The 14,138-nt window shown below is 60.8% G+C and carries 13 protein-coding genes; 6 read left to right on the plus strand and 7 right to left on the minus strand.

Features of this window, described 5'->3' with window-relative positions; all coding sequences use genetic code 11:
* Nucleotides 1-195: 195 nt before the first annotated feature.
* Both Q363_RS05905 and Q363_RS05910 read left to right on the plus strand, forming a co-directional pair.
* Nucleotides 196-717, plus strand: a complete 522-nt coding sequence (locus Q363_RS05905; RefSeq protein WP_035348629.1) for an RNA polymerase sigma factor — start codon at nt 196-198, stop codon at nt 715-717.
* On the plus strand, nt 710-1,627 hold the full coding sequence (locus tag Q363_RS05910) for a hypothetical protein (RefSeq protein WP_035348631.1): 918 nt from the start codon (nt 710-712) through the stop codon (nt 1,625-1,627). Before Q363_RS05905 ends, Q363_RS05910 begins: the two co-directional genes overlap by 8 nt.
* Here Q363_RS05910 and Q363_RS05915 read toward each other — a convergent pair.
* Both Q363_RS05915 and Q363_RS05920 read right to left on the minus strand, forming a co-directional pair.
* Entirely contained in the window at nt 1,624-2,577 is a 954-nt protein-coding gene (locus Q363_RS05915; protein WP_245632060.1) for a lycopene cyclase domain-containing protein, read from the minus strand. The genes Q363_RS05910 and Q363_RS05915 overlap by 4 nt on opposite strands.
* Nucleotides 2,578-2,590: 13 nt before the next feature.
* Nucleotides 2,591-5,344 carry an MGH1-like glycoside hydrolase domain-containing protein gene (locus Q363_RS05920; RefSeq protein WP_051978437.1) on the minus strand — a complete coding sequence of 918 codons (2,754 nt, stop codon included), beginning with the start codon at nt 5,342-5,344 and terminating at the stop codon, nt 2,591-2,593.
* Between the two features lie 182 nt (nt 5,345-5,526).
* On the opposite strand from Q363_RS05920, the gene Q363_RS05925 reads away from it, so the two are divergent.
* From Q363_RS05925 to Q363_RS05935, 3 genes are all read left to right on the plus strand, one after another.
* Complete coding sequence (locus Q363_RS05925; protein WP_035348633.1) at nt 5,527-6,342, plus strand: slipin family protein; 816 nt, start codon at nt 5,527-5,529, stop codon at nt 6,340-6,342.
* 78 nt (nt 6,343-6,420) lie between these two features.
* On the plus strand, nt 6,421-7,101 hold the full coding sequence (locus tag Q363_RS05930) for an SPOR domain-containing protein (RefSeq protein WP_035348635.1): 681 nt from the start codon (nt 6,421-6,423) through the stop codon (nt 7,099-7,101).
* Nucleotides 7,102-7,178: 77 nt separating this feature from the next.
* Complete coding sequence (locus tag Q363_RS05935) at nt 7,179-8,057, plus strand: NAD-dependent epimerase/dehydratase family protein (protein WP_084080067.1); 879 nt, start codon at nt 7,179-7,181, stop codon at nt 8,055-8,057.
* A gap of 70 nt (nt 8,058-8,127) precedes the next feature.
* Here the strand turns inward: Q363_RS05935 and Q363_RS05940 are convergent, their stop codons facing one another.
* Complete coding sequence (locus Q363_RS05940; RefSeq protein ID WP_035348636.1) at nt 8,128-8,844, minus strand: lysophospholipid acyltransferase family protein; 717 nt, start codon at nt 8,842-8,844, stop codon at nt 8,128-8,130.
* 310 nt (nt 8,845-9,154) lie between these two features.
* Here Q363_RS05940 and Q363_RS05945 point away from each other — a divergent pair, with 310 nt between their 5' ends.
* Nucleotides 9,155-9,838: a PEP-CTERM sorting domain-containing protein gene (locus Q363_RS05945; RefSeq protein WP_035348637.1), complete on the plus strand. Its 684-nt coding sequence runs from the start codon at nt 9,155-9,157 to the stop codon at nt 9,836-9,838.
* A 333-nt stretch (nt 9,839-10,171) separates the two neighbouring features.
* Here Q363_RS05945 and mpl read toward each other — a convergent pair whose 3' ends face one another.
* From mpl to Q363_RS05965, 4 genes are read right to left on the minus strand one after another with little or no spacing between them, the layout of a single operon-like run.
* Nucleotides 10,172-11,620 carry a UDP-N-acetylmuramate:L-alanyl-gamma-D-glutamyl-meso-diaminopimelate ligase gene (mpl, locus tag Q363_RS05950; protein WP_035348638.1) on the minus strand — a complete coding sequence of 483 codons (1,449 nt, stop codon included), beginning with the start codon at nt 11,618-11,620 and terminating at the stop codon, nt 10,172-10,174.
* Between the two features lie 16 nt (nt 11,621-11,636).
* Complete coding sequence (locus tag Q363_RS05955) at nt 11,637-12,581, minus strand: S66 peptidase family protein (protein WP_035348639.1); 945 nt, start codon at nt 12,579-12,581, stop codon at nt 11,637-11,639.
* On the minus strand, nt 12,581-13,384 hold the full coding sequence (dapF, locus tag Q363_RS05960) for a diaminopimelate epimerase (protein ID WP_035348796.1): 804 nt from the start codon (nt 13,382-13,384) through the stop codon (nt 12,581-12,583). Before dapF ends, Q363_RS05955 begins: the two co-directional genes overlap by 1 nt.
* 5 nt (nt 13,385-13,389) lie before the next feature.
* Entirely contained in the window at nt 13,390-14,127 is a 738-nt protein-coding gene (locus Q363_RS05965; protein WP_245632061.1) for an MgtC/SapB family protein, read from the minus strand.
* Nucleotides 14,128-14,138: the final 11 nt, after the last annotated feature.

The raw sequence follows: 14,138 nt of genomic DNA on the forward strand, positions 1-14,138 counted from the left end.
ACGACGGCTGTGCTCCATGCGTTCGTGTCCCACCTTCGTGTTACATCGCCACTGAGAGCGCCTCATTTTCTCTATCGAAATCTTTGGCCGCATGGTCTACCCTATACCGCGAGGCAGCACACCACTTGCACTGATCGATTCAAACAATTCGGCTCCCGAACCGCACCACCGATCGCTTTCGTTCCTCCCCCAACGATGATCGCTTTCGACAAGTTCAACGCCATCTATGCTCAGCACGTCGATGACATCTTCGCTGTCGCCGTGCTCGACGTGAGCCGCCGCGAGATCGCAGAAGAGATCACCAGAGAAGCCTTCCTCGCACTTCTCGAGTCGTCTGAAACCCTCACCCCCGATCAGGTCCCCGGCTGGCTCTTCACCTTCTCCAGGCGGCTCGCCTCCGAATACTGGTTGCGCTGGTACCTCGATCAGAGCTGGGCCGACTCCCCCGAGCCCGAACCGGTCCCTGCCCCGCAGCACCATCCCGAGATCCCCTTCGCAGACCTGCTCGCCCGCTGCTCCATGCTCAAGCCGGTCCACCGTGCCTGCCTCATCCTCCGCTTCGTCCACGGCATGAGCCGCCGGGAGATCGCCTCTCACACCGGCCTCACGGAGAACGAGATCAAGGGCCATCTCCAGTACGGCCTCCGGCTACTCCGCGACATGCTCGCGTCGCCCAGTGACGAGTTTCCCGCGCAGGAGCTTCCGGCCGATGCCTGACCCTCAAGACAACGACCGCCTCCCTCCGGGCGTCTACTCCTCGCCCGCCTGCCCGCCCCTCGCCCTTCTGCGAGCATGGAACCAACAGGTCCTCCCTGCTGATCTCTCCAGCGACGTGGCCTCGCATTTGGACTCCTGCGCCCTATGCCCGGCCCTGCTTCACGACCTCCAACAGATTGCCCAGTCGGCCATCACCTCCGCCGAGCGCTCCCGCATCCGCCGCAGACTTCCTCTCATCGCACCTCCCATTCGCGTTGCAGGATGGCGATGGTACGCCATCACCGCGGCAGCAGTTGCTCTTGTCGTCGCCGGCATACTGTTGGCCGTTCGCGAGACCGAGCACCCCGAGGAGGCCCGCGCCATACTGCCGACCTTCTTCACCCACACCGAGCAGGCACACGCCAGCGAATCCTCCGCAAGGACACCTGCCGTCACGCCGCCCGGCGATGCAGCGCGGATCGCCAAGCTCAACCCTCCGGCCAATCTCACATCGTCGCCCACCCCGCACAGCGATCCCTCGGCCGCGCCCGAGCCTTCCCCCCAGCAGCTCACCCCGGCCTTCGATGCCTACACCCGCGGCGACTATGCGCTCGCCACCCAGCGCTTCTCCCAGCTCGCCAAACAATTTCCCCGTTCCTGCACGCCCTTCCTCTACCTCGGCGTCACCCAGCTGCTCATCAACGACAACGCCAAAGCGCTCTTCAACCTCACCCGCGCCGAGCAGTTCGTCTCCCCCGAACAGAAAGACATCGCCTCCTGGTATCGCGCTATCGCCGCGCTGCGTACACGCGCACCCAATGCGGGCCAGCTTCTGCACGCACTCTGCGGCCGCAACCAATCCGCCTATGCCGAGCAGGCCTGCGAGCTCGAGCAGCGCGCGGCTCCCACTGACGCAGGGCTCATTCGCTAACCCAGCAACGCCCTTCGCATCGGCCTCCCCGAGGCCTTCCACCGCTTCACCGTCTCATATACCAGCACCGTCGTAAACGTCACCGCCATCCACAGCACCACCGCCTCAATCGGCAGCCCTGCCCACGCCGTCACTCGCAGCCCCATCATCTGTCGTCCCTGATAGCCCCACCATCCATATGGAACAGCAAGCGTAGCCTCCCACACCAGGCTCGTCAGTAGAATGACGAAGAACGTCAGGCTGAACGCCCTCCAATTCACCACCTCTCGCGCCGAAGGATACAGAGCCACCGAAGGCGCCAGCGCGCCCGTCACTAGGAACGTCCAGTACCCCGGAAACCCCTCCGGCTCTGCCGAAAAAAATCTCTTGTACACAATCGCTGCCACAATCAGCGCCACACCCAGCACTGCCGACCACGGATGAAACCCCAGCAGCCGCTCGAACTCCACCCGCTCCGGCGCTTCCTCTTCGACCGCATACGCATGCAGCCAGTACCCGTCCAGCCAGATGTACATCAGCAGCACCGCAACAAACCCCAGGAAGTAGAACAGGTACTCCTCCACCGGCACGCCGCCATCGAGCGCCGGAGCCCTCCAGCCCACCGTCGCCTCCGGATTCGGAAATGTCAGAAAGATATGCGCGAAGAAAAAATCCAGCGCAGCCCCAATCGGAAACAGCAACCCAATCGTCCACCAGAACGCCTTCTTCGAGATGCGAACTCCCTCCTGCGGCACAAACCAGAACCCAATCCCCACAATCGGAACCGCAAACAGCAGCAGACTCACCGTGTACCCGAGCGGCGATGGGTTCTTCCTCGATACATCCACCACCGATGAGATCTGCACCGTATGCAGCGTCAGGGCGGCCGGCACTGCCACCATCGCGATCATCGCGGCCACCAGCCCAAAGCCCGCTTTCGGCGCAGGACCGCCGCCACGACGACTGCTCATTCGGCCTCCCGCACTAGTCGATCGCCACCGGCTCGCCGGGAACCATGACTTCGGTCCTGGCCACCGGTTGTTGGCGCATGGTCGCTGCCAAGCCTATTTCAAGCACATCCTCCGCCTCCACGCTGTCAAACAGCTGGATGAATCTTGCTACCAGCCCTGTCCAACCCGTCTGGTGGCTCGCTCCGATCCCTGCGCCATTATCACCATGGAAGTACTCGTAGAACAGAAGGTAGTCCCTCCAGTGCGGATCCGTCTGGAACTTCTCTGTGTCCCCGAACACTGGCCTCCGGCCCTTCGCATCCACCCGGAAGATCCCTGCCAGCCTGTCCGAGATCTCACGCGCCACCTCGAACAGGTTCTTCTCCACGCCCGATCCCGTCGGGCACTCCACCTTGAACGAATCGCCGTAGTACTGGAACAGCAGCAGCAGCGACTTGATCAGAAGGCCGTTCACCGGCATCCACACCGGCCCTCGCCAGTTCGAGTTCCCTCCGAACATCCCCGTCGTCGACTCGGCAGGCTCATACGCCACCGAGTACTTCGCTCCATCCATCTCAAACTCGAACGGCCTCTCGTGATACTCCTTCGAGATCGCCCGGATGCCGTGATCGCCCAGAAACTGCTTCTCGTCCAGCATCCGCGTCAGAACACGTTTCAGGTTCTCCCGGTCCAGCACCGAAAGCATGTACCGCCCCTGCTCGCCCGGAACCTCCGGGTTGTGCAGATTGCACGCCAGCTCAGGCCTCCTCGCGAAGAAGATCCTCGCCCGGTCCAGCAGGCGCGGGCACCGCTCGGCAACCTCCGGCGTAATGATCGAAACCGCAGCCAGAGGCAACAAGCCCACCATCGACTTCAGCTTCAGCCTGCAGGCCGATCCATCGGCATGATTCAGAACATCGTAGAAGAACCCATCCTGCGCATCCCACAGCTCGTTCGCATTGTCGCCCTGTGGATCCATCGCTCCCGCAATCCACAGGAAGTGCCCGAGGAACTTGATCGCAATCTCCTCGTAGCCATCAGCGTACGCCACCAGCTCCAACGCGATGCTCAGCATGCTCTGGCAGTACATCGCCATCCACGCCGTCCCATCCGCCTGCTCCAGGTACGCTCCGTTTGGCAGCGGAGAGCTCCGATCGAAGATTCCGATGTTATCCAGCCCCAGGAATCCCCCTTCAAAGACATTCTTCCCGCTGCGATCCTTCCGGTTCACCCACCAGGTAAAGTTCAACAGCAGCTTCCCGAAGCAGTTCTTCAGAAACTCCAGGTCCCCGGTACCGCGGATGCTCTTCTCCGTCATGTACACATACATCACCGCCCACGCATGCACCGGAGGATTCACATCGCTGAAGTTCCACTCATACGCCGGAAGCTGTCCGTTCGGATGCGCGTACGCTTCGCTCACCATCAGCTCCAGTTGGTTCTTCGCAAAGTCCACATCCACCATCGCCAGCGTCGCCGCGTGAAATGCCAGGTCCCACGCCGCGTACCACGGATACTCCCACTTGTCCGGCATCGAGATGATGTCCGCGTTGATCATGTGATACCACGGCGAGTTCCTTACATCCTTGCCTCGCCCCCCTGTCGGGTTGTACCCGTGCTCTCGCAGCCACACGTCCACGTCGAAGTGGTAGAACTGCTTCGACCACAGCATTCCCCCCAGCGCCTGCCGCATGATTCTCTTGTCATCGTCCGATGACTTCAGCGGAAAGACGTCCTCGTAAAACGAGTCCGCCTCGTCGATCATCTCGGCAAACACGCCGTCGAAGTCCTCACCAACCCCACCACCCTTCAACTCCGCCGCACGAGTCAGCCGCAGCCGCACCACCGCCTCGCCTCCCGCTGGAACCGTCAACTCATAGTGCGCCGCCGCCTTCGTCCCCTCTCCCGCGGGATTCACCGCGTCCTTCACTCCATGAACGAGATACTCATGGAACGCGTCCTTCACGTAGGGAGTCAGATTCTCCCCACCCCCAAGCCTCTTCTCGTTGGATTCGTTGTTTGTGAACAGCAGCTCGCCCGCGCCCTCACAGTGCAGAAATATCTGTCCCACCCTCGGCTCCCACGCCCAGACCACCGCCGTTCCCTTGTCGCCGCCCTTCACCTGCTTCAGCTCAGGAAGCTTCGGATCCTGGTCGCGGAACCATGTGTTGCGAAACCACAGCGTCGGCAGCAAGTGCAGCGACGCTGCCTCCGGCCCGCGAGTCGCCACCGTGATCCTCACCAGCACATCCTCGACGTCCGCCTTCGCGTACTCCACAAACACGTCGAAGTACTTGTCTTCGTCGAAGACCTTCGTGTCGATCAGCTCATACTCCGGCTCGAACTTCGTCCGCTTCGCGTTCGTCCGCACCAGATCGTCGTACGGAAATGCCTCCTGCGGATACTTGTACAGGTACTTCATGTACGAGTGCGTCGGAGTGGAATCAAGATAGAAGTAGTACTCCTTCACATCCTCGCCATGATTGCCCTCGCTGTTCGTCAACCCGAACAGCCTCTCCTTCAGGATCGGGTCCTTCCCATTCCACAACGCCAGCGCAAAGCACAGCCTCTGGTTGTCGTCCGAGATCCCTGCGATCCCGTCCTCGCCCCACTTGTAGAACTTCGACCGCGCCTGATCATGCGTGAAGTAGTTCCACGCATCCCCATTCGGCGAGTAGTCCTCGCGCACTGTTCCCCACTGCCGCTCGCTCAGGTAGGGCCCCCACAACTTCCACGCCTTTACCCCATCGCTCGCTTCCCGCAGACGAACCTGTTCCACTCCGGCCATACCTCACCTCGTTGAACACGTATCTATCGAGCGCCGAGCCCGGGCAGCCTCCACTCTCTTGTACGAAAGACAACTAGGGCCTCACACGCATTTCAGTCAAACCCTGGGGGCTTTCTGGATGGAAAAATTAATCCCGCGCTTGCATCCGCGTACAATCGCTTCCTGAAAGAGGTTCCGCCACGATGCCCAACCCCACTCTGCTCCTCATCGTCATCATAGTCCTCTACCTCATCAGCTCCATTAAGATCCTCAAGGAATACGAACGTGGCGTCATCTTCCGCCTCGGCCACATCATTCCCGCCAAGGGTCCCGGCGTCATCCTCGTCTTCCGCCCCCTCGACCAGATGGTCCGCGTCTCCCTCCGCCAGGAGGCCATGGAGGTCCCTCCGCAGGACATCATCACCCGCGACAACGTCACCCTCAAGGTCAACGCCGTCATTACCCTCCGCGTCATCGATCCAACCCGCGCCGTCATTGAGGTGGCCAACTACATCTACCAGACCTCGCAGTTCTCCCAAACCACACTCCGCTCCGTCCTCGGCGAGGTCGAGCTCGACGAGCTCCTCGCCCACCGCGACCGCCTCAACCAGCGCATTCAGACCATCATTGACGGCCACACCGCCCCCTTCGGCGTCAAAGTCGTCTCCGTCGAGGTCAAGCAGGTGGACCTCCCCGAGACCATGCTCCGCGCCATGGCCAAGCAGGCCGAAGCCGAGCGCGAGCGCCGCGCCAAGATCATCCACGCCGAGGGCGAGTTCAACGCCGCACAGAAACTCGTCGACGCCGCCTCCCTGCTCGCCACCCAGCCCATGACCATCCAGCTGCGCTATCTCCAGACCCTTACCGAGATAGGTGTCGAGAAGAATACGACCATCGTTTTTCCACTTCCCATGGAGTTGATGACACTGTTGAATAAAACAGTGCAGGGTGCGGATACCGCCAGGCCCGGATCACCCGCAAAGACATTCGACGAGCAGCCGCAGGCTCCCGCCAGCTAGGGTGCAAGCGCAAAGCCGCCAGCCGAACCGATGGAATAGGGCCCTCACGCAGGCCCTGCCGAACCAGAAGGACCGACCGTGAACAGCCGCTATCTCGAAGACGAAGACCTCGACTCCCCCCCGCGCGAACGCGAGATCTCACTCGGCGCCACGACCATCCTCGGCATCTTCCTCCTTCTCGCGCTCGTCTGCGCCGTCTTCTTCGGCTTCGGCTACTCCATGGGCCGCCGCTCCTCGCTCTCCACCGCATCTGCCTCCGACTCCGACTCCGCCGCCGTCAAGACAACTGGCACCGCCAAGCCCACCCCGAGCCTCACGCCCTCAGCGAGTCCATCCGCCGACTCGGCCGATGCCAGCAGCTCCGATGACACCGCCGGACCTCAGCTCCCGCAGCCCGCAGACGTTCCGGTCCAGCAGAAGCCGCAGTCTGCAACCGCCACCGCCGCCCGGCCTGCCGCTGAGTCCCCGCAATTCACCCCGCCCGCGGTCAGCAAAGCCATCCCTCCGCCCGCATTCCATCCAGCCGCAGCCGCCGACCCCGGCGCGCCCGCGCTCGTACAGGTTGCGGCCGTCTCTCATCAGGAAGACGCGGACATGCTCCTAAACGCCCTCAAGCGCCGCGGCTACGACGTCACCATCCGCCATCAACCTCAGGACAAGCTCCTCCACATCCAGCTGGGACCCTTCCCCACGCATAAGGACGCCGATGCCATGCGCCAGCGACTCCTCGCCGACGGCTACAACGCTATCGTCAAGTAAGCAATCGTTCGTGCTGCGCTGAGCGTAACCCGAGTAAGAACCGGTCGTGGCCATCCGCAAATTGCTATCTTGGGCGCATGCGAGCTCTTGTCATCGGCGGTTCTGGTTTCATTGGCACACAAATTGTGCGTCAGCTCGCAAGCCGGGAACACACCGTACTTATCTACCATCGGGGACAAACTCGGGCTGTTCTCCCGGCCAATGTACGTCAAATCGTCAATTCATCCTCCGTCATGCCCATCGAAAGATTTCCAGCGCAGCTCTTCGAGTTTGAGCCGGACGTAGTAATACACACGATCGCGATGGGTGCTGCCGATGCCACCGCATGTGTAAAGGCCTTCTCTGGCCGCACGGGACGACTTCTCCTGCTGAGCAGCGGCGATGTATACCGAGCCTACGGACGCCTTACCGGGATCGAGCCGGGACCAATCGAAGAAGGTCCGCTGACAGAGAGTGCGCCCCTACGGACAGTGATGTTCCCATACCGCAGGCAGGCTTCTTCGTCGACGTCTCTCGAATATTGGTACGAAAAAATCCTCGCCGAACATGCAGTGCTTGCGAACTCCAGTCTTCCAGGCACGATTCTGCGACTCCCGAAGGTGTACGGCCCGGGCAGCAATCAAGACCTCGCAACGGTGTATCGGTATCGCCACCATCCCTATTGGCGCTGGACCCATGGATATGTCGAAAACGTGGCCGCTGCAGTCGTTCTCGCGGTGACACACCCGTCTGCCGGAGGCTCCGTATACAACATAGGTGAAGCGTACACCCCAACAATTGCAGAGCGTTTGGCGTGGATGCCGCCATCAGACATCGAACCCGATCGCACCAGCGAGTTCAACTTCGCTCAGGATATTACCTACGACACCAGCAGAATTCGAAATGAGCTGGGCTACCAGGAGATCGTCTCGGAAGAAGAAGCTGTCTTGAGAACACTCCAGGCAGGGTCAACCTGAACGCTGTATAAGTGCTTCTGTCTACCTCCGCGCACCGATATAGCGCGATCGATGCCCCCCAGTCACGCTCTCAATCCACCGGCTTCATCCGCTCCGGCAGCGCCTCCGCGATCTCCTGCCGAACCGCCCTCAACAGATCCTCTCGTGTCGCAAACGCGGAGGGCTCAATCACCGGCAGCAGCCGCACCTTCGCCACTCCCGGGGTGATCGCCGCGCTTCCCTTCCGCATCATCCCCTCGGTCCCCGATACTGCGATCGGAACGATAGGCGCGCCCGTCTCCATCGCCAGATAAAACGGCCCCTTCTTGAACGTCTGCAGCCGCCCGTCCCTCGATCGCGTGCCCTCCGGATACACAAGAAGATTCAGACCTTTTCGAAGCGCCTTCCCTGCCGCGATGACGCTCGCCTGCGCCGAGTCCCGCCTTCCCCCGCGCTCCACCGGAATGAAATCGCCCATCCGCATCGCCCGTCCCAGGATCGGAATACTCATCAACTCTCTCTTCAGCATCACCGAGCTTCGCCCCGGCAGCATCGGCAGCTCAACCGGAGGGTCGAGATTCGAGACATGATTGCTCATAAAGATGCAGGCCCTGTCCCGCGGAACATTCTCCAGCCCCGAGAGCTCCACCTTGATCCCCGCCGCCCTAATCCCTGCATTCGCAATCCACATTGCCACGCGATACAGCAGGCTGATGTCACCCACCAGCAGCGTGTAAGGAATCCCCACCACGCCGGCCAAAGGACCCAGGGCCGTGTACACAAACAAAAGCTTTAGCGTCGCAAACATCCGCTTTGCAGAATACCGTACCGCGCGTGAATCGCAGATCTCATTCAGTCGACAGCACTTGGGGGCAAAATCTTCTCGGGACCGAGCAAAAAGTTCATTCACACACGGTTAAACATCGAATAATCCATCTGTTTTCTGTGCCTATGCACTTGGCTCCCGGATTGCATCTAATGAAACCGGAGTGCTTTTGTCTCGAAAGAGAAGACGTTGCGATGTGCTGCAGTCGTCACGACAGAACGCCTCGAACGGGGCCCATTTAGTTCGGCCAACTTTTAACATGTCAGCTATTTGCAGGAGTTCCAGGAGAACAATGAAACTCTATAAGCGAGTCTCTGTCTTTGGGGCGGCTCTGGCCTTCACCGCTGCCCTCGCGTCGGCTGAGACGATCCAGCTAGGAAGCTACCAAACCGGTGGCCCAAATCTGGGCAACAACAACAGTGCGGTGGCCTATATGGGATCACCGTCAACCACCTATGCGCTTAGCCCAGGCACCGCGTGGGCCCCGGCAGGGGCCAGCTCAGTCTGGGTTTCCAACAATCCCGGCTCCGGCCCCGGGGGGAACTACGTCGCTCCCTCGGGCAACTACTCCTACACCACAACCTTCAGCACGATCACCGGCAACACCTACACCGGCTCCATCTCGGTGTTGGCCGATGACACAACCGCAATCATCTTTAATGGACATACCTTGGCTCCTCAGGGTCTTCTGGGATCCGACGCGCACTGCGCCGATGGACCTCCCAACTGCGTGACTCCCACCCTGATCAACCTTCCGTCGGCCTTCTTCCTCGATGGTCTCAACACGCTCCAGTTCGACCTGAGGCAGACCATCCAATCCGCAGGACTTGATTTCTATGGATCGGCCACTGGAGCTGCACCCTCTTCCACACCTCCATCAGCTACCGCTCCCGAGCCGGGCACGCTCTTCCTGCTCGGAACCGGCTTGATCGGCTCTGCGGGCCTGCTGTTGCGTCGGTCGCGGAACGACGTCTAAAACCCCCAATAACCAACCAGAACCCCGGGCGAACCAGAACCACCTCGCCCGGGGTTCTGGTTTTCCACAGAAATCCTGTCAAGCCCCAGAATCGCGCAAGTAACTGAAAATTATAGAGATCTACGTTGCCGATTAATTACCGCCGGGTCGCTATAATTAAGAAATAGAACAAAAGACGTAGAGTAGGCACCCCCACCGGTACCAGCACATAAGTCTTTTCAAATCAAGGTTTTGATGTATAAGTTCCCTGTTTCCAATATTTTACGCAGATAAATTCTGTCATCTCATTGAAAACAGTATGGTTATAAGCCAGAAGGGGGGCGGGGTACTCGGTCAGGAAAACCGGCCCGCCAAACGCCCCGCAGTCGCAGCCTCCGCAATCCCTCGCGGCAGTTTCTGATAGATTCCGCCAAAGCCGCCGTTGGAGAGAATGGCGACCACATCTCCGTTCCGCACCTCAGGCGACAACGCGGCCACGATCCCATCCGCATCCTGGTACAGCGCAGCTGGAACGCCGCGCTCCCTCAGCCCACCAATCACGTGCGATGGATCGAGTCTCTCAATCGCAGGAATGTTCTCTGACTTGAACACTCCTGCCAGAATCACCCGATCGGCCAGCGCAAGGCTCTCCACAAGCGCAGCCTCAAAGACGTTCCTGCGCAGCGTATTCGACCGCGGCTCCAGCACCGCAATCAATCGCTGCCCCGGATATCTCTCCCGCAGTGCGCGCAGCGTCTCGCGAATCGCCGTCGGATGATGCGCAAAATCGTCGATGATCGTGACCCCTTCGGCGACCGCCTTCACCTCGAGCCGCCGCTTCACGCTGCGAAACGATTGCAGCGCCTCAACGATCATCCCAACCGGAATGCCCTGCCCCGCGGTAAGCGCAGCCGCAGCCGTCGCATTCAGAGCGTTGTGCTCGCCTGACATCGGAAGGCTCAGCTCCGCAAACTGCTCTCCCCCGCGCCAAAGCGTCCACCGCGTCATCGGACCGTCATGGCGCAAGTCCGCGATCCGCCAGTACGAGCTGTCCTGAAATCCATACCGCTCGACCGTGCAGAACGCCTTCGCCACACACTCGCTCACGTTCTCGCTCGCATCGTAGGCAACTAACCGGCCACGACGCGGAATAAGATTCACGAACCGCTTGAACGCCGTCTTGACTGCCGCGAGATCTGCGTAAATGTCCGCATGATCGAACTCAACGTGCGTCAGAATCGCTGAGTCGGGAAAGTAATGCAGAAACTTTGGCCCCTTGTCGAAGAACGCCGTATCGTACTCGTCTCCCTCTAGGATGAACGGCTCGGTCGGCCTCACCATAAAGCTCGTGCCGAAGTTCTCCGCAACGCCGCCGATCAAGAACGACGGCGAAAGCCGCGGGTTCCTCGCCGAAGCCGTCTCGTAGATCCACGCCAGCATGCTCGTCGTCGTCGTCTTGCCGTGCGTTCCCGCGACCACCAATGACTCGCGCCCCACAAGAAACTCGTCATGCAGCACCGAAGCCATCGAGCAGAACGGAATTCGCTCATCCAGCACGCGCTCCAGCTCCACATTGCCGCGCGAGATCGCGTTGCCGACCACAACCAGGTCCGGCCGTCGATCCAGGTTCCGCTCCGCGTACGGCTCATGCACCGTGATGTCGAGCGAGCGCAGAAGGTCGCTCATCGGCGGATAGGCCGCCGCATCCGAGCCCGTCACCTCGTGCCCCTGCTGCTTCAGCATTCCTGCCAGCGAGGCCATCGCCGTGCCGCAGATTCCGATCAGGTAGATATGTTTCTGCATCGTGCCAAAGATAAGACTAACCCGAAACCGCCGCCTCCAGAAAGATAAGCCGCGGGTTCGCTGCATCGCCAAGATCGAGCCTCACACCAACCCCCAGCGGAAGCGACCGGTTCGCGCCATGCACATGCCCGCACCGCAGCCCGATCGCCACCGGTCCCGCAAAGCCGCGCAGCCCATGCATGATCGCCCGCTCCAGCAGCTCCTGCTCCTCCGTCTCAACACACTGCTCCATGTCGCCGAAGACAATGCCCTGAACTCCCTCAAGCCTGCCCGAGTAACGCAGATGCAGCAGCAGCCTGTCCCACTGATACGGCTTCGTGCCAATGTCCTCGAGGAACAGCACGCTCCCCTCAAGCTGAGGCGCGTACGGCGTTCCCAGCCCCGCCGCAAGAATCGAGATGCAGCCGCCCAGCATCCTGCCCTCTGCAGTCCCAGGCTGCAGAACGCGCAGTCCGTCCTCCGCCCCGAGCGACCATCTTCTCTCACCGCCAAAGACATTGCGCCAGCTCGCAAGATCCACACCATCCTCGCGACCAAAATCAGACGCGACCATCGGAGCGTAAAAACTGATGAGGTTAGCCTCGTTCTGGAACCAGCTGTGCAGCGAAGTGTGATCGCTGTATCCGATAAACGCCTTCGGATTAGCGCGAATCAGCTCGCGGTCGAGATGCGGCAACAGCTCCGCACAACCCCAGCCTCCGCGCGTGCAGATGATCCCATCGATCGCGTTATCGGCAAACGCAGCATGCAGGTCCTCGAGCCGCTCCACCACCGAGCCCGAATAGTAGAGCGGCCCGCTCGCCAGCGCATACTTGCCTAGTTTGACGCCATATCCCAGCGCCTCAAGCTCCGCAACGCCGTGCGCGACCAGCTCCGGCTTCGGCGTACTCGCCGGCGACACAACAGCCAGCGTCGCTCCGGGGCGCAGCGCAGGTGGCCTGGTAAACTCGCGCCCAGCCATCACAGTCCAACGACCTCGCCGCGGCAGATGATCTCCGCCGGTCCCGTCAGACGCATCGTCTGATCGTTCGCCAGCCACACCGTACGCTGCGCTCCCCCCTCGGCGACAGCTTTCAGCTCACGGTTCACGCTGCGCAGCGCCATCGCCGCCGCCGAAGAAGCGCACGTCCCCGTGCCCGACGAAGTCGTCGGCCCGCAGCCGCGCTCGAAGATGCGGAACGCAATCTCGCTCTCGGAGACAATCTTCACGAACTCCACATTGGTGCCGTGCGCAAACAACGAGCTTGCGCTGATCTGCGCGCCCAGCACCTGCCATGCCAGCCCGTGCGCCGTGAAGTCATCGCCATCCACAAAGATCACGAAGTGCGGATTCCCCACATTCACCATCGCTCCTACAACGTTGCCCACACCGGGAACCTCGATCGTCCGGGGCATCACGCGCGGAACCCCCATCTCACTCTCGATCAGGTAGACCGGATCGGCGTCCTCCACCACATGGCACACGCGAGGACCGCCATGCGTCCCCAGCACGACATCGTCCCTGCCCTCCGAACTCGCCAGCCACGCGGCGACGCACCGCGTCCCATTGCCCGAAAGCTCCGCCTCGCTCCCATCGGCGTTGAACAGCCGCAGAAACAGCTCGCCGTTCGGCCTGCGCTCGAGGAACTCGATTCCGTCGGCTCCAATACTCGTATTCCTGCTGCAGAGCTTCCGCGCCAGCGCCGCGTGCTGCCGCCTCGCAACCTCTTCCTCAAGAATCAGAAAATCATTACCGCACGCATGCGCTTTCACAAACGGAATCATCACTTTTATTCTTCCTCAATATCGCGAAAGACCACAACCTGGCCGGTCGCATCACTCTCACGCAGCGCATCGAGCAGCTGCGTGTGTTGCTTCTCATTCGTTGAAACCGCAAACGTAATCCGCTCCGATCCGCCGACGCTGTCGCGCTCCTGGACATTCAAACGAATCCCCATCCGGTCCAGCACACTCAGCACCGCCACATAAATCCTCTTCGGGTCATCGCCGCGAACCTCATACAGCATGGAGTAGTGCTTCCAGCCAGCAACCGACTCGAAATATCCAATAGCCGTCAATGCCACGAGCGTGATCAGGGTCGCGAGCACGGCTTCCAGATAAAGCCCCGCACCACACGCCATGCCAATTGACGCGATGACAAACACCGTGGCCGCGCTGGTTAATCCGACGACTCGAATACGCGTGTGCAGGATAATACCCGCGCCGAGAAAGCCGATTCCCTGCACAATATTGGCTGCCACCCTGCCCTTGTCGGGATTGGCATCGCCCGCCAGCACCGCCGAGAGCATCGTAAAGAAAGCGCACCCCAGGCAGAGCAGCATATTGGTACGCAGCCCCGAGGCCTTATGTCTCCACTCGCGCTCAAAGCCGATCACACCGCCGAGAAAGGAAGCGGTGAGTAACCGCGCCGCCATGCCGGTCGACAGCAGCTCGTGATCGATCTGGCTGAAATAAAGAAGCTGAGGAACGTGCATAAGTCTGCGAGAGATAGTAGCATCCGGCTCCATCGCTCTTCCGG

Source organism: Edaphobacter aggregans DSM 19364, from assembly GCF_000745965.1.
In the GTDB taxonomy this organism is placed as follows: Bacteria; Acidobacteriota; Terriglobia; order Terriglobales; family Acidobacteriaceae; genus Edaphobacter; species Edaphobacter aggregans.